Below are 21,018 nucleotides of genomic sequence, written 5' to 3'. Positions count from 1 at the left end.
GTTTCGTCTCGGTCGCTGGCGCTCCCTCGCTCAACGACCGGAGGTCAAGGCCCCGGTCGCGGGTCCTGCGTCGCTCAACGACCGGAGGTCAAGGCCCCCGGTCGTCGAGCGAGCGAGGTCAAGGTCCCGGTCGTTGAGCGAGCGAGGAACGAGCGAGACGAAACGCGCCCCGAGCCTCTGCAGAGACCCGGGGCGCGTTTCGTCGCCCTTCGCTACTTCGAGACGGTCACCTTGAGCGGCGCGCTCACCGTCGTGCCGGCGGCGTTCGTGAACTCCACCGTGTAGGTGTAGGTGCCCTTGGCCTTGCCGGTGACCGGCAGCGTCGCACGCTGCGCACCGGGCGAGGCGGCGGTCAGCGCACCGGCCCCGACCTCCACGCCGTTCTCGAGGAACCGGTACGAGGTGGCGTTCGTGCCCCACCACAGATCGGCGGTGACGGTGTACTTGCCGTCGCCGTCCTTGTTCTCGGCCGACAGCACGGGCTTGGCCGGCGCGGCGTCTGTCACCTTCACGGTGAGCGGCTGCGTCGCGGTGGTTCCCTTCGAGTTCACCAGCTGGCCGGTGAAGACGTACGTGCCGTTCGGCAGGCCCTCGACGTCGACGACGGCACGCTGCGCCCCGGGCGTCATCATCGTCAGCGGCACCTTGGCGACGAGCTCGCCATCGCGGTAGAGCTTGAACAGCGAGCCGTTCTCACCCCACCACAGGTTCATCGTGACCTGGAACGTGCCGTCCTTCAGGCCGGTGTCCCAGCCGTCGTTCGACGAGAGCACGCCCTTGGCCGGAGCCGTCTTCGCGCCGTCGTCCGACGCGACCTCGGGAAGGGTGACGGATGCCGTCGCCGCCGACCGCTCGCCCTCGCCGATCTCGTTCACTCCCGCGACCTCGTACGCGTGGGTGGTGCCGAGCTCCAGCGCCTTGACGGTGCAGGTCGTGCTGCTCGTCTCGCACACCGGATCGGCGGCGCCGGCCTCATAGACGCGATACCCGGTGAATCCGGGGCCGGTGAGGGCCGAGGCATCCCACGAGACCGTGATCGAGGTGTCGCCCGCCAGGGCCGCGGTCGGGTTCTGCGGTGCGCCCGGCAGCGTCTGGTCGGCGACCGCGAGCCATGAGATGACCGGCTTCTCGCTGCCGGCGCCCTCGTTCGTCACCAGGTAGTCGACGGTGGCCGGGGCGGTGAGCGTGAAGGTGAGCGGAGCGGCGATCGGCGTGTTCGAGCCCGACAGCGGCACCGTGCCCTTGGCGAGCTCGGTTCCCCCGACCGACACCGTCTGGTACATCGCACGGTTCACGCCCCACCACTCGGTGAACCCACCGGTGAGGGTGTACGTGCCCGCGTCGAGCGGCAGCCGGTAGACGAGCTTCGTCGTGTCCTGGTAGAGACCCGTCGAGTACTTGTCGTTGATGTCGGTGGTGCCCTTCGTCTTCATGCCGTCGGCGACGTAGCCCCACTGGTCGGCGGCCGTGGAGACCTGGTCGACCTTGTCGTTGCGCAGCGTCACCGAGCCGGCGACCGCCGTGTACTGCGGCGACGGCGCACCGCTCGTTCCCGCGTCGATGTAGTACACCAGCGCCGGAGGAACGATCTCGAAGCCCGCGACGACAGCCTGGTCGGTGTCGGGCAGGCGACCGGTCACCGTGAGCTTCGCGTACTCGCTGCGCGGCTGCGCGGCGGATGCGGCATCCCACTCCACGGCCCGCTCGCTGCCCGCGACGACGACCGTCTCGGGCAGGTCGTCGTCCACGCCCAGGGCAGCCTGCACCCCGAGGTCGCGCGGAAGGCTCTGCACGTAGACCAGCGCGAGGCGGGCGTTGTAGCCGCTCGTGCCCGTCGTGCCGAACTCGAGATCCACCACGGCGTCGGCATCGATCGTGAGCGTCTGCGCGACCGGCGTGGCCGCACCCGTCGACACCGCGGACTTGGTGGTCTCGGTGCCCGCCACCTTCACCTTGGAGTACACGTTCGTCGTGAGACCTGCACGCGGCGCCTGCACGCCGACGATGCTGTACGTGCCTGCGGGCAGCGTGAGGTGATAGGTGATCGGCTTGTTGAAGTCGGCGCCGACGTACGACGAGCCCCAGTCCTGCGGGTTGCCGGCGGCCAGCGTCGTGGCCGCCGTGGAGTAGCCCCACGTCTCGCCGGCCGTCGTCCCGTCCCACTTCTGGTCGCTCGTGTCGTTGCGCAGGTCCGGGAAGGATGCTGCGGCCGCGGCGTAGGCCGATCCCTCCGCCGCACCCGACGAGCCCGAGTCGATGAAGTACTCGAGGTCGGCCGGCACGACGAGGACCGTGGCGCTGAAGCGCTGGTACACACCGGACGAGAGCTTCTCGGTCGAACGGCCGGCAGCGGCGAACGTGCCGAGCTCCGCCGTGGTCTTCGCGGCGGCGACGGAGCTGAGACTCCAGGTGACCTTGGCGTCGACACCCCCGAGGGTGAGCTTCGCCGGCAGCGTGCGATCGGTCGACGTGATGGACACCACGCCGAGGTTGATCACGTCTGCGCTGACGTCCTTGGGCGTCAGGCCGTCGGCCGCGACCGTGACCCGCGCGGCGAGCGCCGCGGCACCCTCGGCGTCCAGGCCGTAGGCGCCGGCGTCGGCGACCGCGGAGGTCGCATCGGCGAGCACCGCCGCGAACACCGCCCATGTCTCGGCGCTGTACTCGCTCTCGTCCAGACCCTTCACCGCGTCGATGGCGGCGGCGAGCGCGGTGGTGTCCACCGCGGCGGAGTCCGCGGTGGCCGTGATCACACCCACCGCGTCGACGTTGATCGAGGCGTCGTTGGCGGTCTTGATGACGACCGTGTGGGCGGCATCCCTCAGCCCTCGCAGGATGAACGTCGTCCGCTCGCTGCCGGCCGCGAAGGTTGGGGCGGCCGCCACGATCGGGACGCCGTCCACGCTCACGTCGAGCGTGGTGGCGCCGCTGTTGGTGCCGATGATGTCGAGGCCGGTGCCGGTGAACGCGTACGTCATCGCGGCGCCCTTGGCCGTGCTCTTGGAGGCGGTGCGCTGCCACTCGAACATGCCCTGGCCGTTCGCGTGACTCCAGCTCGCGTCGAACTTCAGGACGGGCACGGATCGATCCGCCCAGCTGGTCTGGTGCATGCCGTCGATGATCGTCGCGTAGTACGGCGTGTAGCCGGGCACGGTCTCGATCTTCAGGTTGTCGAACTGGACGAAGTTGAAGCTCGAGCCCAGCTGGATGCGACCGGCGGCCTGCGGCGCGGCATCCGTGTACGTCGCCACCTGCACGCCGTTGACGTAGGCGGTGTACACGGATCCGGCGACCTTCACCGCAATGTTGTTCCACACGCCCGCGCCGGTCTTGAAGCCGGCGGCGGGGGTGCTCGCCACGGTGCCCGTCGAGAGCGTCGCGCCGAAGCGCAGGAACGTCCAGGCGCCGGTCGGATCGATCTTCAGCTCCGCGACAGAGACGCTCTGGCCGTTCGCCGTACCGCCCTGCTCGCGCGCGCCGATGGTCGCGTACTGCGCTCCGGTCGCCTCGAACAGCACGTCGGATGAGACCGTGTAGTTGGTCCACCGGGCGTCGCCGATCGTGGTCTTCGGGTCACCGGCGTTCCATGCTCCGCCTGCCATGCCGGGGCCGACCTGCTGCCGCAGCACACGGTCGTGCGCCGAGTCGGCGGTCGCGACGGATTCGAACGCGCCGTTGGTGTCGTTCGTGTAGCGGGGCGTCGCGCCGATGTCCTCGTTCTGCACCGCGGGCGTTCCTGCCGGCCTCGCCGCGGCGCCGCGGCTGTCGAGGTACGACTGGCCCGAATCGACCAGCTCGCCGCTCTCCGGGTCGTAGCTCTTGATCGCGCCTTCTTCGCTGTAGTCGAAGTCGTCGGCGTAGATGAACGAGTCGTCGGTCACGCCGTTGACGTTGCCGCTCGCGTCGGTGTCGAGCACATCACGGCCGCCGTCGGCATCCGTGTACTCCTTCGAAGACGGCAGCGTGCTGCCGTAGCCGTCCTTGGCGGTGAGCCCGCCACCGGCTGCCGCCGTCGCGTGGTCGAGGGTCGTGACCGTGAGCGCCGACCAGGGCTTGACCGTGACGGTGTACGCACCGTCGGCGGCGGGCGTGAGCTCGCCGACCGGCTTGAGGTAGTTCGCGTCGTACGCCTGCCCGGCGTCGGCGGCCCGGGTCTCCCAGAGCTCGGCCGTCTGGTCGGCGCCGAGGTTCAGGTCCTTCGCGACGATGCGGTACGTCTTCGTGAAGGTGCTGTCGTTGATGATGACGGTCGAGAAGTCCGAGGCGTCGGGGGCGGCCAGCGTCGTGTACGACGCTCCGCCGGCGCGCGCGCCGCTCGGGGGGTTGCCGGTGCCGAGCTCGCTCTTCGAGGCCTGCGGGATGGCCCGCCAGATGCCGGCCGTGTTGTCGGCGTTCTCCCACCCGAGCTTCGCGAACTGGGTGAACTGCTCGATGACCGCGAGGCCGCCGTCGTAGTACATCCAGCCCGACCACGGGTCACGGGCGTTGACGAGCTCCTTCGACGAGTACTGGAACCCGTCGTAGAACGACCCGATGGCGGGCTGGAAGATGTTCAGCGTCCGGCGCGAGGCGGCGAAACCGGTGGTGACCCAGTTGCCCATCTCGAGCGCGCTGTTGGTGCCGCCGAACTGGGTGCCGAAGCCGCCCTGCTCGTTGCTGACGTTGTTGTTGGGGCGGTCGGCCGAGCTGGAGAACGTCGACTGGCCCTCCGAGTTCCAGACCTCCTTGTCGAGCTGCTCGGCGATCTTCTTCATGTTGCCGGCGCTGTCATCGGCGCTGGAGTAGTGGAATCCGACGACGTCGACCGCGTCGCGAAGCGAGGAGTCGGTGGCCGACGTCATCGCGTTGCCGAACGAGACCGGCGGCGTGCCGACCGTGTCGGCGGCGATGGTCTGGATCGCGTGGAAGAGGTTCTTCTCCTCGTCCGAGGCGAAGCCGTTGTTGGGGTCGGAGGCGTCGGCGCCCTGGTACCCCGCGGTGTCGGCCGCGACCCAGGCGGAGAAGTTCTTGTACAGCTGGATGTTCGGGCTGCTGGTCTCGTTCGTGTCGGGGTTGATGGAGTCGACCATGACCCCGTAGGCGCGGTACGCGGCCAGCACGGTGTTCTTGAACCAGATGTACTGGTCGGCGTCGTTCTGAACCCACGCCGGGCGGGTCCACCGCAGAAGGCTGAGGTGCACGTCGCCGTGAGCGACGAGCTGTGCATCCGCGGCGAGCTGGAAGCCCGGCTCGCGCTGCACGTTGGGGTACTCGTCGCGCGTGCGCATCGTCGACGCGTTGGGGCCCGTCGAGGTGTTGCGGTCGTTGCCCATCTCGATCTTGACCGTGTTCATGATCGGGTGATCGCCCCCGAAGAGCGTCTCGATCAGCTCCCAGTACTTGTCGGGATGCTGCGACTTGTAGTCGAGGAGGAGCGCGCTGGTCGAGTTGGCCGACAGCACACCGAAGCCCTTGAACGTCAGTCCGTTCTTGTTCAGCGCGGCCGCCGCGACATCGGCGCCGGTGACGTTCACGACCACCGGGTCGGTCACCGCCGCCTGCGCCATGGTGGGCACGGCGAGGGGCGCTGCGATCACCGCGGCGGTGACCGCCGCCGCCACCGCGATCCTGACCCTGCGCATGGGCTTCTGAACGTCCTTCGGACGAGGTGTCCCTGCCTGCGACATCGCAGTCTCCGTTTCCTGGGCTCTCTCACGTGTTCGCGAGACCGGGCCGGCTGCGACGCACGAAAGGGGCACGACCGCGTGCCCGCAGCGAGATCCTCCATCGAGAGAGACGGATGCCGGAAGTCAATCGAACAGACTCGTTCATCCTTGAACCGATTCGATCACAGTTGTACGCTGAGGCGATCATGGAGCCGCCTCTCGACCCGCCCGCCTTCGGCCTGTCCCGCCGCGAGCACATCCTGGACGAGCTGCGCCGAACCGGGTCGGTGCGCGTCGCCGATCTCGCCCGCGAGCTGCGCGTGTCGGAGCTCACGATCCGCCGCGACATCGGCCATCTCGCCGACCGCGGACTCGTGACGCGGGTCCACGGCGGCGCGACGCTGCGCAGCCGGCTCGACACCACGGTGCCGGCGTCGGCGGGAGCGCCCATCCGGTTCCGCGTCGGCATGGTGGTGCCGTCCCTCAGTTACTACTGGCCCCACATCATGATCGGCGCGCGCGCGGCAGCCACCGACCTCGGGGTCCAGCTCATCCTGCGGGGTGCGAGCTACTCGGTCGACGACCAGCGCCGCCAGATCTCGTCACTCGTCGAATCGGGCAGCCTCCACGGACTCATCGTGGCGCCCGAGACGCTCGGGGCCGACGGCCGGGCGCTGCTGCACTGGCTCGAAGCGCTGCCGATCCCCGTCGTGCTGGCCGAGCGCCGGGTGCCCTCCGCCGTCGCCCTGACGAAGCTGGAGTGGGTCACCACCGACCACGTCTTCGGCGGCTCCTTGGCCGCCGACCATCTGGCCTCGCTCGGACACCGCCGGGTCGGCATCCTGACCTCCGCCGGCTCCCCCACGTCGTGGCAGCTGCGCCGAGGCTGGGACCGCGCAGTGGCGGACCTCGGCCTGGAGTGCCTCGTCGACGTCGATGCGACGCTCGACGCGCTCGACGGCGTCGCGCGCGAGGCGCTCATCGCGGACCTGCTCGAGCGCTGCCGCGAGACCTCCACCACCGCGCTGCTGATCCACAACGACCCGCAGGCGGTGCTGCTGGAGCAGTACGCCCGCGACCACGGCTGGTCGATCCCGGCCGACCTCGCCATCATCGCCTACGACGACGAGGTCGCCGAGAGCGCCGAGCCCCCGATCACGGCCCTGCGCCCGCCCAAGCAGCACGTGGGGCGGCTCGCCGTGGAGACGATGGTCGCGCGACTGAGCGAGGGTGGCCGCCGCCCGGTGCAGCGTGTGCACCTGCTGCCCGAGTTGCTGCCCCGCGACTCGACGCTGCGCGCCGCACCCTGACGCCCGGCGAGTCGGTGCGGCCGACGGATGCCGCGGCCGCGGCATCCGTCACCTGCCCCACTGGGGGTGGCTCGGCGCGCGCTCCAACCACCGAATTTGCACGTTTGGGGCGGCAGTGCAAAAATGCATGCTGTGACAGATAGTGCAGATGGGCTCCGTGAGCGTCGGCGAGCCGAGACGACGCGTGCGCTCATCCGCGCCGCTCGGCGCTTCACCGCCCAGCACGGCCTCGCCGGCTTCACCGTCGAGGAGCTGTGCGCCGAAGCGGACGTATCGCGGCGCACCTTCTTCAACTACTTCGCCTCCAAGGACGACGCCGTGCTCGGCATCCCTCTGGAACGATCGGATGCCGCGGCCGTCGCCCGCTTCCTCGCCCGCGGTTCCGACGGGCCGGCGCTCTCACCGAACCTGCTGACCGAGCTCGCGCTCCTCGCGGAGGAGCGCTGGCGCGCCCTCGACATCGCCCCCGACACCGTGCACGACCTGTTCCGCGCTGTCGAGAAGGAACCCCGCCTGCTCGCGCGGATGCTCGAACTCGGCGCCGAGAGCGAGAAGTTCGACGCACGGCTGATCGAGCAGCGGGAGAACCTGCCGTCGGGCGACCTCCGCGCGCAGGTGGCCGCCCAGGTCGTCGGCGCCCTCGTCCGCTCCGCGGCCGGCGAATTCCTCGTGCCGGGCAGCGACGACACCTTCATCGACATCTTCGAGCGGCGCGTCGCCGCGGCACGCGCACTCTTCGCCACACAGAACGCATTGATGGGATCCCCCGAATGACCACCGCCACCGTCCCCACCGTCAGACCCGACGGTGACGCGCCCCTCCTGCTCACGCAGCGGCGCATCTGGATCATCTTCTCCGCCCTGATCGCGGGGATGCTGCTGTCGAGCCTCGATCAGACGATCGTCTCGACCGCCATGCCGACCATCGTCGGCGAACTGGGCGGCGTCTCGCACCAGGTCTGGATCACGACCGCCTACATCCTCGCGACGACCATCGTGATGCCGATCTACGGCAAGTTCGGCGACGTGCTCGGCCGGCGGCGTCTGTTCATGGTCGCGATCGCGATCTTCACGCTCGCGTCGGTGGGCTGCGCCTTCGCGACCGACTTCTGGATGTTCGTGGTCTTCCGCGCGATCCAGGGGCTCGGCGGCGGCGGGCTGATGATCCTGTCGCAGGCGATCATCGCCGACATCGTGCCGGCCGACCAGCGCGGCAAGTACCTCGGCCCGCTCGGCGGCATCTTCGGGCTCGCGGCCGTCGCCGGCCCGCTCCTAGGCGGCTTCTTCGTCGATCACCTCACCTGGCAGTGGGCGTTCTACATCAACATCCCCGTCGGCATCGTGGCGTTCTTCATCGCCGTGTTCGCACTGAAGCTCCCCAACAAGCGGGCCGAGAAGCCCATCGACTGGCTCGGCGTGCTGTTCCTCACGGCGGCGACCACGTGCTTGATCTTCTTCACCGACTTCGGCGGGTCGGCCGACTTCGGCTGGGACTCGAGCGCGACCTGGGCGTGGGGCGCCGGTCTCGTCGCGTCCGCCGGGCTGTTCATCTTCACCGAGTCCCGCGCGGCCGATCCCATCATGCCGCTTTCGATGTTCCGCAACCCGATCTTCATCAACGCGACGGCGATCGGCATGGCGATCGGCATCGGGATGTTCGCCGCCCTCGGCTTCGTGCCGACGTTCCTGCAGATGTCGTCGGGCACCTCAGCCGCGGCATCCGGTCTTCTCATGCTCCCGATGATGGTCGGCGTGATGGGCACGTCGATCGCCTCGGGCCTCTTGATCACCAAGACGGGCAAGTACAAGATCTTCCCGATCGTGGGCACGATCATCGTCGGGATCGCCATGGTGCTGATGACGACGCTCAACGCCTCGACCCCCATCTGGCTGATCTGCACGTACCTGTTCCTGTTCGGCGTCGGCCTGGGCTGCATCATGCAGGTGGTCGTGCTCGTCGTGCAGAACGCGGTGCCGGCGTCCGACCTGGGCACCGCCACGTCGACGAACAACTACTTCCGCGAGGTCGGCGCCGCGCTCGGCACCGCCGTCTTCGGCACCCTGTTCACGACGCGTCTCACCGAGAACCTGACGAAGGTGTTCACGGATGCCGGAGCCAGCCCCGAACAGGCCGGCGAGGCGACCTCGACCATCGACCCGTCGGTGCTGAGCACGCTCCCGGACGCCGTGAAGACGGGGGTCGTCGATGCGTATGCCGATGCCCTGGCTCCGGTGTTCTGGTATCTCGTGCCCTTCATCGCCGTGGCGTTCATCCTGGCGCTGTTCCTCAAGCAGATCCCCCTCTCGGATGTCGCGGGACTCGTGGCCCGCGGCGAGGCGATCGGCGGCGAGGAGGCCGAGCGGCTGGAGGCCGAGCAGCGCGCGGCCGAGCACGGCGACGCCGGGAGCCCGGCTCGCGCGCCGCGGCGATCCCGTCAGCGCGACCGCGCCGGAAGCTAGCCGCGGGGGCCGAGGAGGCGGGTCAGGCGCCGAAGCGGCGCTGCATCTCGGCGTAGCCGAGAGCGCCGTCGAGGAAGCCCAGCGTGCCGGATTCCTTGAGCTCGCGTCCGGCGCGCTCGACGAGGCTGAGCGCGGCGCGCGCCAGACCACCGCCCACGCTCACCCGTGAGACGCCGAGCCCGAACAGCGTGTGCACCGGGATGACGTTGGCGGCCAGCCCGGCGACGATGTTGAGGGGTGCGGGGATGACGTCCGCCAGTCGCCGGATCGTCTCCTCGTCGTTCACGCCGGGCACGAAGATGCAGTCGGCGCCGGCCTCGACGTAGCGGCGAGCACGCTCGACGGTCTCGTCGAACGGGTCACCGGCCACGCCGCCGAAGTAGGTGTCGGTGCGGGCGTTCAGCACGAAGGTGCCCGTCGGCGCGGCAGCGCGCGCGGCGACCAGACGCTCCACCGCGTCGTCGATGCCGAAGAGCCGGCCGTCCTGCGCATCCTCGATGTTCGCTCCGGCGATGCCCAGCGCCACCGCCCGCGCGACCGTGCGGCCGACGGCGGCCGGCGAGTCGCCGTAGCCCGCTTCCAGATCGGCGCTGACGGGCACGCCGACCGCCGCCACGATCTCGGCCACGCGCTCGAACATCGTGTCGGGGTCCAGCGCATTCCCATCGGGGACGCCGCATGCCCACGCGATGCCCGCGCTCGTGGTCGCGATCGCAGGGAAGCCGACCTGTTCGAGGATCCGGGCGGACCCGGCATCCCACGCGTTCGGGATCACGAAGCCGGGGCCGGCGTGCAGGACGAGAAGCTCGGTCGCTCGGCTCGTGAACCTGAGGTCGTCGGCCATGGCGTCTCCTGCCGTCGGATGTGCGGAAAGGCGGGGCAGCCTCGCCCCGTCTACGCACGGTACCAGTGGTTCCCCGCCGCGACAGGGCCGCGAGACCACCGCGCCGGCTCAGGGTCTTGCGCGACGTGACGCGCTCGCTCTATTGTACCCGTGAGTGCAATATTGCACTGGCGAGTGCAAGAGAAGGAGCATCTCATGTCCACACAGACCACCGGCTTCGACCGTCGGGCGGCGGTGACGCGCAGCCTTCTCGGCTGGGGCGTCGTCGCGGGTCCGTTCTACATCCTGGTCGGGCTCACGCTGGCCCTGACGCGTCCCGGATTCCGGCTCAGCGAGCACGCCCTGTCACTGCTGATGCTCGGCGAGTGGGGATGGATGCAGCGGGCGAACCTCATCCTCACCGGCCTCATGGTGCTCGCGGCGGCGCTCGGCTTCCAGCGCGCCATCCGCAACGGTCGCGGGCTCGCGACCGCCGTGCTGCTGGACGTCTACGGAGCGTGCCTGATCCTGAGTGCCATCTTCCCGCCCGACCCGGTCCCCGGCTTCCCGCCCGGCTCCGAGGGCGGTGTCGCCTCGACCAGCGGCATCCTTCATCTGGTGTTCGGCGCGATCGGATTCCTCGCCCTGGCGGTCGCCGCGTTCGCCTACGCCGGGTGGTGCCGCAGCATCGGCGAGCGCGGCCGGGCCTCCCTCGCCATCGGGCTGGGCGCGGTCGTGGTGATCGGGTTCTTCGGCGGCGCGGCCTTCGCGATGATCCCGCTGGGCGTGCTGCTGCTCTGGCTCTCCGTCCTGGCCGGACTGCTGTGGCTGGCGCTCGCCTCGGCGCACGTGTACGGGTGGTCGCCGCACCCGGTGCGCGCGCAGCGCGCGGCGACCGTCTGACGCGCGACCATGGTCTGACGTGCGACCGCCCGCCGTCAGGGGATGGCCACGTGCTCCACCGTCTCGCCGGGCGAGTAGATGTCGAGGATGTTCCAGTGGCCCGTGGTGGGGGTCGGCACGTTCACCATCGAGACGTCGATCACCACCGGGCCGCCGAGCGCGATCGCGCGCTCGAGCGCGGGCTTGAACTCCGCCGCCGACTCGACCTTGATGCCGGTGACCCCGTAGGCCTCGGCGATCGCGGCGAAGTCGGTGTACATCGGGTCGTCGGCGCTGCCGAACACCGTGCCGTAGGTCGTGTCGAAGGCGGCCTTCTCGAGGCCCGCAATCGTGCCGAACGCGTTGTTGTTCATCACGACCCAGACGACGGGAACACCCTGCTCCCGCGCCGTCGCGAGCACCGCAGGGTTCTGGCCGAAGCCGCCGTCGCCCACCAGCGACACCACCACGCGGTCGGGGCAGGCGATCTTGGCGCCCACGGCGGCAGGGCCGCCGAAGCCCATCGTCGCGAAGCCGCCCGGCGTGAGGAAGCTGCCGGGCGTGAGGATGTCGAACTGCTGCCCCACACCGTTCTTGTTCCAGCCGACATCCGTGGTGATGATCGCGTCCGCGGGCAGCACCTCCCTCGTCTCCGACAGGATCCGCTCGGGCCGCATCGGCCACGCATCGGATGCCTGCGCCGGCGCGTTCTGGAGCTTCAGCGTCGCGCGGTTCGCCGCGATCTGCGAGAGCAGCTCCGTGCGCCCCACGCCGTCGGGAGCCAACCGGCGAGCCACGCGCAGCAGCGCGGCGAGCGCGGACTTGAGGTCGGCGAGCGCGCCGATCTCGAGCGGGTAGTTGCGGCCCAGCTCGGCGGGGTCGACGTCGATCTGCATGAGCCTGGTCCCCGGGATGTCGAAGGTGTACTCGGTGTACCAGGAGCTCGAGTCCGCCTCCGCGAACCGCGTTCCGAGCGCGAGGATCCAGTCCGCCGTCCGCGTGGTCTCATTCGTGAAGGCGGTCCCCCAGAACCCGGTCATGCCGAGCACCAGCGGGCTGTCGTCGGGCACCGCCCCCTTGCCCATCAGGCTGTGGGCGACGGGGAGCGAGAGCAGCTCGGCGAACTCGGCGAGCTCGGGCGCCGCACCGGCGGCCACGATGCCGCCGCCGACGTAGAGCACCGGCCGCTCGGCGTCCAGCAGGTTCTGCACGATCCGTTCGGCGACGGCCTCGTCGAGGCCCGGCTTCACGAGCGCGCGAGTGTTGCCGATCACCCGGTCGAACAGGGCGACGTCGATCTCGGCCGAGAACACGTCCATCGGCACGTCGACGAGGACGGGACCGGGACGCCCGCTCTCCGCCAGCGTGAACGCCTTGTCGAGCACCTCGGCGATCAGGTGCGGCTGGTCGACGCGCCACGCGCGCTTGACGAAGGGCCGGTAGATCTCGTACTGCGCGGCATCCGCGTGGAGGTTGATCTCCTGGTGCGGGTGCTTGCCGAAGTAGTGGGTCGGGATGTCGCCCGCGATGACGACCATCGGGATCGAGTCGAGCGCGGCGTTCGCGACGCCGGTGGTGGCGTTCGTCAGGCCGGGACCCAGATGGGTGAGGACGACACCGGTCCGTCGGGCGGCCCGCGCGTAGCCGTCCGCCGCGTGGGCGGCGATCTGCTCGTGCCGCACGTTGACGAACGAGATGCGTTCGCTCTTCTCGAGCGCCGCGAGCAGCGCGATGTTCGTGTGACCGCAGAGGCCGAAGACATGCTCCACCTCACGTGCTTCCAGGTAGCGAACGATCTGGTTCGAGACCAGGTCCCTCATGAGGTGCTCCTTCTTTCGTCGCCGTCGACCGGGACCTGCCGGCGCGCCGGCCCCGTGTAGGTGTATCCGATGGACTTGGGCAGCGGGCCCTTGATGCGACCGCCCTGCACCATCTGCTCGCTCGCGTGCGCCAGGATGCCGACCGAGCGGGCGAGGATGAACACGCCGCGCCCGAGCGCGGGGGTGAAGCCGAGCTCGCAGTAGATCACCGCGGTCACTCCATCGACGTTCATCGGGACGGTCCGCGGCTTTCCCGCGCTGATGGCGGCCTCGACGGCGCGCCCGATCGTCGCGAACCGCCCGCTCACCGTGCCGTCCACCGCTGCGGCGTCCACCAGGGACAGCAGACGCGGGGTGCGCGGGTCGAGCGGATGGAACCGGTGGCCGAAGCCCGGGATGTAGGTGACGCCCGCGTCCCGCCGTCGCTGCAGGACGACACGGACCGCGTCCTCGAGCCCCTGCCCCTGGGCGAGCTCCGCGTCGACCTCCAGGTACAGCTCCATGCACTGCTCCCCCGGGCCGCCGTGGATGTCGTCGAGCACGTTGATCGCCGACGCCATCGCACCGTTGACCGGTGCACCGCACGTCGTCGCCATCCGGGCGATCGCGATCGACGGCGCCTGCGGCCCGTGGTCGACGGAAGCCACGAGGGCGGACTCCAGCAGCGCCGCCTGCGCTCGCGAGGGAAGCTCGCCGCGCAGCATCAGCCAGATCGTGTCGACGAAGCCGACGTTGCCGACGAGCTGCTCGATCGGATACCCGCGCAGCGCGATCTCGCCGGGACGGATGTCGATGATGTCGGTCTGCCACCATCGCCGCGCCTCGTCGACGAGCTGCTCGGCCGACGGCTCGTCGCCCGGCCCGCTCGCGAGCCCGCGGCCGTCGACGGCGCTCACCGCGCCGCCGCCGCCGTGTCGGCGGATTCCAGCGCGGCGTCGTAGAAGTCGCCGAACAGCTCCTCGTCCGACGGCCGGTCCTCCGCGATCGTGCGCGAGACCCACGTCGTGTTCAGGTAGTGGCGCAGCGAGACGTTCTCGGACGTGATGTTGCCGCCCCACGTGCCGCATCCCATCGACGACGTCATCGGCATCCCGTTCGTGAACGATCCGGCGTTCGCCTTCGAGTTCGGCTGGCGCACCATGATCCGCGAGACCGGCATGTGCCGAGCGAAGTAGTCGATGTGCGCGTCGTCGGTCGACGCGATGCCGCAGGAGTGGCCCTTGCCGCCGATGTCGTAGAGCCTCTTGGCCAGTTCGACGCCGTCTTCGAAACCGCCCTCGTAGGCGTGGACCGCCATCAGGGTGGTGAGCTTCTCCTTGCAGAACTGCCGGTCCTCGGCGATGCCGTCGCCCTCGACGACGATGAACCGGCTGTCGGCGGGGATGTCGAAGCCGGCGGCGCGCGCGAGCTTCTGCGGTGAGACGGCGACCGTGTGGGGCAGCCGATGCCCCTCGGCATCCCACATGACGGCCCGCAGGGCGGCGCGCTGGTCGGCGGTCGCCAGGTAGCCGCCCTCGGCCTGGAGCGCCTCGAGCATCTCGCGATATCGGGCGGCGGGCACGAGCACGTTGCCGTCCGCCGAGCACCCCGAACCGAAGTCCGACGTCTTGGACAGGGCGCAGTTGCGCGCGGTCTCGCGAAGATCCGCGGTCTCGTCGACGAACTCGGTGGCGTTGCCCGCGCCGACGCCGTAGGCCGGCGTTCCGGAGCTGTAGGCGGCGCGCACCAGCCCCTGGCCGCCGGTGGCGATCACCAGATCGGCGCGCTGCATGATCTCCTGGGATGCGGCCAGGCTCGGCAGCTCGATGCACTGCAGGATGTCGGCGGGAGCGCCCTCCGCTTCGAGCGCCTCGCGCATCAGCCGGACGGTCTCGAACGTGGTGTGCTTCGAACGCGGGTGCGGCGAGAACACCACGACATCGCGCGCCTTGATCGCGTAGATGGCGTTGCCGGCGGGCGTGAGATCGGGGTTCGTCGTCGGGACGACGCAGCCGATCACCCCGACGGGCTTGCCGTACTTGACGAGCCCCTTCTCGGCATCCTCCTCGATGATGCCGACCGAGGGGCTGCGCAGCGCGTCGCGGAGGACGCCGCGGATCTTCATCCGCTTGTTCATGCGGCTGTCGAAGTCGCCGAGCCCGGACTCCTCGATGCCCATCTCGACCAGACGGTGGAACGACGAGCGATTGGCCACCGCCCAGGCGACCGCGCGGATCAGCCGGTCGACGCGCGCCTGGTCATAGGTCTCGATGACCGCCAGCGCGGCGCGCGCCCGGGCGAACACCTCATCGAGCTCCTGCTGCTGCTCGGGCGACAGGGATTTGGATGCTGAAGCAGCCATGACAACTCCGTCCATGGGGCATTGGTGCCGACGGCCGCATGCTATGCAGGCGCCGCCGCCGACGACAAAGCGTGTCCCACTGGGCAGAAAGGGAAGGGATCCCTGCGGCCTGGGTCGCTCGGCGCAGTAGCCGCTGTACCACTCGATGGGTCGCGAGGTTGCCGCCTCGGTGACCGGGGGTTAGCGTCCGAGCGCCGGCCGGAGTGGCCGATCCCCCCAGGGTCGACGGCCCGGACGGCATTCCCCACAGCGGCGACGCGCGGGCAGGTCCCCGCGTCGCCGGATCGAAGACGATCAAGGAGCAAGGGATGCGCAAACGACTGACCATGAGGTTGGGAACGGCGGGAATCGGCGCGCTGGTGGCCGTGCTCGCCATCGCCGCCTCACCCGCCTACGGAATGACCAGACCCGCAGATCCGGTGCCACCGGCTGGACTCAGCGGGCTCGAGCCGACCGGCGCCGACATGCCCACGGTCGGCGGCAATCTCGGCAACCAGCACTACTCGGGTCTGACGCAGATCACGGCCGAGAACCTCGACGAGCTGGCCCCGACCTGGCGCACGCACCTCTCGGCCGTCGCGCCCGCGTCGGCCAACGTCGGACAGCAGACCACGCCGATCGTCGTCGACGGCGTCATCTACGTGGACACGCCGAGCGGTGGCGTCATCGCCGTCGACGGCGTCACGGGAGACGCCATCTGGAAGTGGGACAAGCCCGCCTACGGAACGTCGACCACTCGCCGGGGGGTCTCGGCGGGGGACGGCAAGATCTTCACGCTGGCCGGCGGCAACCGCGTGGTCGCCCTCGACCAGGCGACGGGCGCCGAGGTCTGGGCGGTGCAGCCCACCGGAGCGAACGGCGAGGACCTCGGCCGCGTCGGGAAGGTTGCGACCGTGTACTACGACGGGATCGTCTACGCGCACGCGGCGGACGGCGACCGCGGCGCGGTCGTCGCGCTGGACGCGAGCGACGGGCACTACCTCTGGCACTTCTTCGGCGGCCCGAAGCGCGGCGAGCTGTTCACCGGGCTGGACGGCGTGACGTTCGACGCGTCGGCGACGTGGGGGCCGGTGCAGGCCGACGGCACGGACTGCGCGGAAGAGGGAGGTGCGACCTCGTGGATGCACGGCGCCGTCGACACCGAACTCGGCACGTACATCATGACCTTCGGCAACGCGCGCAGCTGCACGTCGTCACAGAACGCCTCCGGGCGGCCGGGTGACAACCTGTTCTCCGACACGATGGTGGCCGTCGACGCCAGGACCGGCGCGTTCAAGTGGCACTACCAGTCCATCCACCACGACGTGTGGGACATGGACAACGTGCATCCGCCCACACTTGCCGACATCACGGTCGACGGCGAGGAGCGCAAGGTCGCCTTCTACGGCAGCAAGTCGGGCCACCAGTTCGTGATCGACCGGACCGACGGCAAGCCCGTGCTCCCCGTGACCGAGCAGCCCGTGATCACGGACTCCCGCCAGCACAACACGGCGACCCAGCCCATGCCCGAGACCCGGCTCCTGCCGGACTGCGTCGTCTGGGAGAAGCTCGGCGCCGACAACATCCCGGGGAACCCCTGGCGCGGCGTGCCGAACTACAACGGCTACCAGGCGGATGCCGAGGGCAACCTCGTGTTCAGCCCGGACAGCTACGTCTCGGTCGACGAGCCGTTCCTCACCTACCCGGCGGGCTCGTCGGGCCACCGCGAGGGATGCCTGTACGACCCGCAGTTCGAGGCGCCGATCCTGTCGACGACGAGCCAGAACGGCGGCGGCGACTGGTCGAACAACTCGTACAGCCAGAGCACGAACCTGGTGTACTTCCCGTACGGCACGAACCCGGTCGCACACTATGACGGCGCAGCCGCCAACGGCCTGCGCGCCATCGGTCAGTACCAGACGGGCGGCATCCTGGCATACGACGCGTCGACCGGCGAGGTCGCGTGGCGCAACCACCTGGGCACTGACATGTCGCACGGCCAGGGACCCCTGACCACGGCATCCGATCTGCTGTTCGTCGGCCAGATCGACGGCCGGGTGCTGGCGATGGACGCGGCCACGGGGGACGTGCTGTGGGAGTTCCAGACGGGCTCCGGCATCTCGGGGGCGCCGGTCACCTACGAGGTCGACGGCGAGCAGTACGTCGCCGTGATCGCAGCCGGATCGACGAACCCGTACGGCGGGTCCGTGACCCAGGGCGACTCGCTGTGGTCGTTCAAACTCGGCGGAGACTACACGACCGAGTCCGGCAGCCAGGAGGGGCCGGCGACGGCGCCCCTGACGATCCGTCGCCCGGTGGGCGGTGCCGCTGTCGAAGGCTCGACGGTCGGCAACACCGTGCTGCTCGCACGGTCGAGCCGCACGGCCGACACGGCCGCCTCCCGCGACAGCGTGTCGCAGAACGGCATGCAGCCGACGCACCTGCGGGTGCCGGTGGGCACGACGGTGACGTTCCGCAACCCGGGAGCCGAGACGTTCCCGAACTTCCCGAACACGAAGGCGCACTGCGCGACGCAGTTCTTCGAGGGCGAGTTCAACGTCAAGCTGCAGCCCGGAGAGACCTACCAGCACACGTTCGACCGTGCCGGTGAGTACTTCTTCAACGACTGCACCGATCCGCGGCCGACCGGGAAGATCGAGGTGTACCTCGTGCCGCAGGATCAGCCGGGCGCGCTGAAGTTCACACCGGGCACGCTGCAGCTCGGCTCCGAGACGGGGCTGTTCACCGGCGTGGACGGCAAGGTCTCGGCGCACTTCGAATTGCCGGCCGGGTACACATATGACAGCGGCGCCGTGCTCGTCACGCCGCTGTCGTCGGCCCCGATCGTCGCGTCGAAGGTGACGGCGAACAAGAACCGCGTCATCGTCCAGTTCGACGCCGACGACGTCGACAACAACGTGCCGGCCGGAGAGGCGGCGCTGACCCTGAGGATCAACGTCCTCAACCCCGCGGGGGTGCAGGAGCAGCTCTCCTCGACGGCGACGGTGCCTGTCGTCAAGTAGCCGTTCCCGCCCGACACCGATCCGCCTCCGTCGCGTGCGACGGGGGCGGATCGGCGCGTGTGCGACGGTGCGGATCGGCGCGTGCGGCCGGTGTCCCATTCGGCGAAACTCTTCTTTGCACACCCCCGCCCGCAGACCAGAGTCACAGGGACGGCGATGCGTGCGCGCACGCCGGGCCCGGCACCGACAGAGAGGTTGGCAATGCATCCTGAGACCGTGGCGGTGACGCCATGACCGACAAGGACCCCGGGTCGGAACCCGAGGAGGTTCGCGGCACCGAGTCCGAGGCGGCAGCGGACGCGGCGCACGAGCCGGGGGTGGGCGAGTCGATCTACCCGCACACGAACACGTTCTACACGACGCCCAAGCTCAACCAGGGCGTCCCGCCCGACCCGGTGTTCATCCGCATCCTCTCGGGCATCGAGATCACGATCGGCGTCACGCTCTTCGCCGGCATCATCTTCGGCGTCATGTACCAGGTGCTCGGCCGGTACTTCCCCACCATCAGCTGGGTGGGCGCCGGCGAGCTGGCGCTGCTCTCGATGATCGCGATGACGTTCATCACGACCGGCTACCTCGTCGGGCGCAACGGGCACATCGTGCTCGAGATGTTCGACGAGATGCTCGCCGGCACCCGGCTCTTCGTCGCCCTGCGGGTCATCTCCGCCGTCATCATGGTCGCCACGAGCCTCGCCCTCGCCTACGAGGCGTGGGTGAAGATCGAGACCGAGTGGGGCCGGCTCAGCGCCGCCATGCACGTGCCCGTCGGCGTCCTGTACATCTTCGCGCTCGTCGGCTTCGTGTCGGCCGCGATCCACTCGTCGTTCAAGATCCCCTACGCGAACCGTCCCGAGCGCAAGCTCGACATCGGTGAGATGGAGGGCTGAGCGTGGACCTCTGGCTCTACATCCTGCTGTTCGTCGTCTTCCTGCTGCTGCGGGTGCCCGTCGCCTTCGCGATGATCGCGTCGAGCATGCTCTACTTCTACAGCCACAATCTGTCGGCGGGGTACGCGATCTCCTCGATCGTCAACGGCATCAACAGCTTCCCGCTGCTGGCGGTGCCGTTGTTCATCTTCGTCGGCACGATCGCCAACAACCTCGGCATCGCCACGCGCCTCTACGACCTGGCCCGGGCGCTGCTTCCGCGACTTCCCGGCAACCTCGCCTACGTCAACCTCGGCACCGCAATCGGCTTCTCGTGGATCAGCGGTTCGGCGCTGGCGGATGCCGCCTCGACGAGCAAGGTGCAGATCCCCCAGATGCTCAAGGCCGGCTACCCCTACGGCTTCTCCGCCGGCCTGACGGCGTCCGGTTCGCTGATGAGCACGGTCATGCCGCCGAGCATCCCGGCGGTGCTGTTCGCGGCGACGGCATCGATCTCGACCGGCGCCCTGTTCGCGGGATCGATCATCCCGGCGCTGCTGATGGCGGCCGGTCTCGCGCTGTACATCTTCTTCTGGGTGCGCCGGCACCCCGACGTCGCGGTCGGCCGACCGTTCAACGGCGGGATGCTGGGCAAGGCGGCCGTGCGCGTCATCGGCCCCGCCCTGCTGCCCGTGATCATCCTCGGCGGCATCTTCAGCGGACTCTTCACCGCGACCGAGAGCGCCGGCATCGCGGCGGTGTACATGCTCATCCTCGGGGCGATCTACCGCACGCTGACGTGGCGGGTGTTCTGGAAGTCGGCGAAGGAGACGGTCGTGATCGCCGGCGGCATCCTCCTGATCCTCGGGGCCTCGAACCTCATGGGCCAGGTGCTCGCCCGCGAGCAGGTGTCGCGCGCGCTCGGTGAGTGGCTCACGGGATTCACGGACAACCCGATCGTCTTCCTGCTGATGCTGAACGTGCTCCTGATCCTGCTCGGCATCCCGCTCGAGGCCCCGCCGGTCATCCTGGTGCTCGTGCCGATCCTCATGCCGATCGTCGCCCAGTTCGGGATCGACCCGGTGCAGCTGGGCGTGCTGATGATCCTCAACCTGATGATCGGATCGCTGACACCACCGGTCGGGGCCGTGCTGTTCGTCGTCGGCTCGATCACGCGCCGACCGATGGGAGAGCTGTTCCGCGGCATCCTGCCGTTCCTGATCCCGCTGGGCACGGTCCTGCTGCTGCTGACGCTGTTCCCCGTCGTCGTCACGTTCCTGCCGACGCTGCTCGGTCTGTAGAAGCGCCCGTGCCGTTCCCCCGATGTCCCCGCGCCGGCGGCGCGGGGACATCGGGGGAACGGCACGGGCGAGAAAGGAGTCATCCATGACGAGGAAGCTCTTCGTGCTCAACGGCCCGAACCTCAACATGCTCGGCGTGCGCGAACCGGAGCTCTACGGGACCGCGAGCCTCGACGACGTGCGCGCCGACTGCGAGCGGGTCGCCGGCGAGGTCGGGTTCGAGCTCTTCTTCGCGCAGTCCAACGCGGAGCACGAGCTCGTCGAATGGGTGCACGAGGCGTTCCGCCGGCACGCGACGGTCGTGATCAACCCCGCAGGGTTCAGCTTCGGCTCGGTGCCGCTGCTGGACGCACTGCACATGCTGTCCACACCCGTGGTCGAGGTGCACATCACGAACATCCACGCCCGGGACGCCCTCCATCGGGACTCGATCATCTCGACGGTCGCCCGCACCGTGATCGCGGGCGCGGGCGTGTACGGCTACGAGCTGGCCATCCGCGCCGCGGACCGGCTGACCGGCTGACCTCCCGACCGGGCGGCGGACCGGCGGATCCGGCCCGCCGAGGGTC

13 protein-coding genes are annotated in these 21,018 nt (G+C 69.6%); 8 read left to right on the top strand and 5 right to left on the bottom strand.

All coding sequences use genetic code 11. The features are described 5' to 3' along the window. Positions 1–212: 212 nt before the first annotated feature. A complete protein-coding gene (locus tag ACI3KY_RS14720) occupies positions 213–5,621 on the bottom strand; it encodes a chitinase N-terminal domain-containing protein (RefSeq protein ID WP_404930904.1) in 5,409 nt (1,802 codons plus the stop codon). A 230-nt stretch (positions 5,622–5,851) separates the two neighbouring features. On the opposite strand from ACI3KY_RS14720, the gene ACI3KY_RS14715 reads away from it, so the two are divergent. The 3 genes from ACI3KY_RS14715 to ACI3KY_RS14705 all read left to right on the top strand — a co-directional run bounded on the left by ACI3KY_RS14715 (position 5,852) and on the right by ACI3KY_RS14705 (position 9,414). Beyond that, positions 5,852–6,955 (top strand): substrate-binding domain-containing protein, encoded by a 1,104-nt coding sequence (locus tag ACI3KY_RS14715; RefSeq protein WP_404930903.1) that lies wholly within the window; start codon positions 5,852–5,854, stop codon positions 6,953–6,955. A gap of 123 nt (positions 6,956–7,078) precedes the next feature. Continuing rightward, positions 7,079–7,729, top strand: a complete 651-nt coding sequence (locus tag ACI3KY_RS14710) for a TetR/AcrR family transcriptional regulator (protein ID WP_404930902.1) — start codon at positions 7,079–7,081, stop codon at positions 7,727–7,729. Beyond that, positions 7,726–9,414 (top strand): MDR family MFS transporter, encoded by a 1,689-nt coding sequence (locus tag ACI3KY_RS14705; protein WP_404930901.1) that lies wholly within the window; start codon positions 7,726–7,728, stop codon positions 9,412–9,414. The genes ACI3KY_RS14710 and ACI3KY_RS14705 overlap by 4 nt, the downstream gene beginning before the upstream one ends. A 22-nt stretch (positions 9,415–9,436) precedes the next feature. On the opposite strand, the gene ACI3KY_RS14700 is transcribed toward ACI3KY_RS14705, so the two are convergent. Further along, positions 9,437–10,258 (bottom strand): isocitrate lyase/phosphoenolpyruvate mutase family protein, encoded by an 822-nt coding sequence (locus ACI3KY_RS14700; protein WP_404930900.1) that lies wholly within the window; start codon positions 10,256–10,258, stop codon positions 9,437–9,439. 195 nt (positions 10,259–10,453) lie between these two features. On the opposite strand from ACI3KY_RS14700, the gene ACI3KY_RS14695 reads away from it, so the two are divergent. Then, entirely contained in the window at positions 10,454–11,140 is a 687-nt protein-coding gene (locus tag ACI3KY_RS14695) for a DUF998 domain-containing protein (protein WP_404930899.1), read from the top strand. 35 nt (positions 11,141–11,175) lie between these two features. On the opposite strand, the gene ACI3KY_RS14690 is transcribed toward ACI3KY_RS14695, so the two are convergent. Genes ACI3KY_RS14690 through ACI3KY_RS14680 form a run of 3 tightly spaced genes read right to left on the bottom strand, consistent with a single transcriptional unit; the run spans position 11,176 to position 15,280 of the window. Further along, positions 11,176–12,939: a thiamine pyrophosphate-binding protein gene (locus ACI3KY_RS14690; RefSeq protein ID WP_404930898.1), complete on the bottom strand. Its 1,764-nt coding sequence runs from the start codon at positions 12,937–12,939 to the stop codon at positions 11,176–11,178. Beyond that, complete coding sequence (locus tag ACI3KY_RS14685; RefSeq protein ID WP_404930897.1) at positions 12,936–13,835, bottom strand: citryl-CoA lyase; 900 nt, start codon at positions 13,833–13,835, stop codon at positions 12,936–12,938. Before ACI3KY_RS14685 ends, ACI3KY_RS14690 begins: the two co-directional genes overlap by 4 nt. Then, entirely contained in the window at positions 13,832–15,280 is a 1,449-nt protein-coding gene (locus tag ACI3KY_RS14680) for an aldehyde dehydrogenase family protein (RefSeq protein WP_404930896.1), read from the bottom strand. Before ACI3KY_RS14680 ends, ACI3KY_RS14685 begins: the two co-directional genes overlap by 4 nt. 308 nt (positions 15,281–15,588) lie before the next feature. Here ACI3KY_RS14680 and ACI3KY_RS14675 point away from each other — a divergent pair, with 308 nt between their 5' ends. From ACI3KY_RS14675 to ACI3KY_RS14660, 4 genes are all read left to right on the top strand, one after another. Further along, positions 15,589–18,282 (top strand): PQQ-binding-like beta-propeller repeat protein, encoded by a 2,694-nt coding sequence (locus ACI3KY_RS14675; RefSeq protein WP_404930895.1) that lies wholly within the window; start codon positions 15,589–15,591, stop codon positions 18,280–18,282. A gap of 230 nt (positions 18,283–18,512) precedes the next feature. Further along, the gene (locus ACI3KY_RS14670) at positions 18,513–19,169 is read left to right on the top strand and encodes a TRAP transporter small permease (RefSeq protein ID WP_404930894.1); all 657 of its coding nucleotides are present in this window, start codon (positions 18,513–18,515) and stop codon (positions 19,167–19,169) included. 2 nt (positions 19,170–19,171) lie between these two features. Then, entirely contained in the window at positions 19,172–20,449 is a 1,278-nt protein-coding gene (locus tag ACI3KY_RS14665) for a TRAP transporter large permease (protein ID WP_404930893.1), read from the top strand. Positions 20,450–20,534: 85 nt separating this feature from the next. After that, complete coding sequence (locus tag ACI3KY_RS14660; protein WP_404930892.1) at positions 20,535–20,972, top strand: type II 3-dehydroquinate dehydratase; 438 nt, start codon at positions 20,535–20,537, stop codon at positions 20,970–20,972. Positions 20,973–21,018 lie beyond the last annotated feature (46 nt).

The sequence above is a fragment of the Microbacterium sp. ZW T2_14 genome, assembly GCF_044987405.1.
Classification (GTDB): Bacteria; Actinomycetota; Actinomycetes; order Actinomycetales; family Microbacteriaceae; genus Microbacterium.
This window is presented reverse-complemented; position numbering and strand designations above follow the sequence as displayed.

Coding starts and splice junctions, on each gene's coding strand:
- ACI3KY_RS14720 (WP_404930904.1), bottom strand. CDS start 5,621: ATGCGCAGGGTCAGGATCGCGGTGGCGGCGGCGGTCACCGCCGCGGTG.
- ACI3KY_RS14715 (WP_404930903.1), top strand. CDS start 5,852: ATGGAGCCGCCTCTCGACCCGCCCGCCTTCGGCCTGTCCCGCCGCGAG.
- ACI3KY_RS14710 (WP_404930902.1), top strand. CDS start 7,079: ATGCATGCTGTGACAGATAGTGCAGATGGGCTCCGTGAGCGTCGGCGA.
- ACI3KY_RS14705 (WP_404930901.1), top strand. CDS start 7,726: ATGACCACCGCCACCGTCCCCACCGTCAGACCCGACGGTGACGCGCCC.
- ACI3KY_RS14700 (WP_404930900.1), bottom strand. CDS start 10,258: ATGGCCGACGACCTCAGGTTCACGAGCCGAGCGACCGAGCTTCTCGTC.
- ACI3KY_RS14695 (WP_404930899.1), top strand. CDS start 10,454: ATGTCCACACAGACCACCGGCTTCGACCGTCGGGCGGCGGTGACGCGC.
- ACI3KY_RS14690 (WP_404930898.1), bottom strand. CDS start 12,939: ATGAGGGACCTGGTCTCGAACCAGATCGTTCGCTACCTGGAAGCACGT.
- ACI3KY_RS14680 (WP_404930896.1), bottom strand. CDS start 15,280: ATGGCTGCTTCAGCATCCAAATCCCTGTCGCCCGAGCAGCAGCAGGAG.
- ACI3KY_RS14675 (WP_404930895.1), top strand. CDS start 15,589: ATGCGCAAACGACTGACCATGAGGTTGGGAACGGCGGGAATCGGCGCG.
- ACI3KY_RS14670 (WP_404930894.1), top strand. CDS start 18,513: ATGACCGACAAGGACCCCGGGTCGGAACCCGAGGAGGTTCGCGGCACC.
- ACI3KY_RS14660 (WP_404930892.1), top strand. CDS start 20,535: ATGACGAGGAAGCTCTTCGTGCTCAACGGCCCGAACCTCAACATGCTC.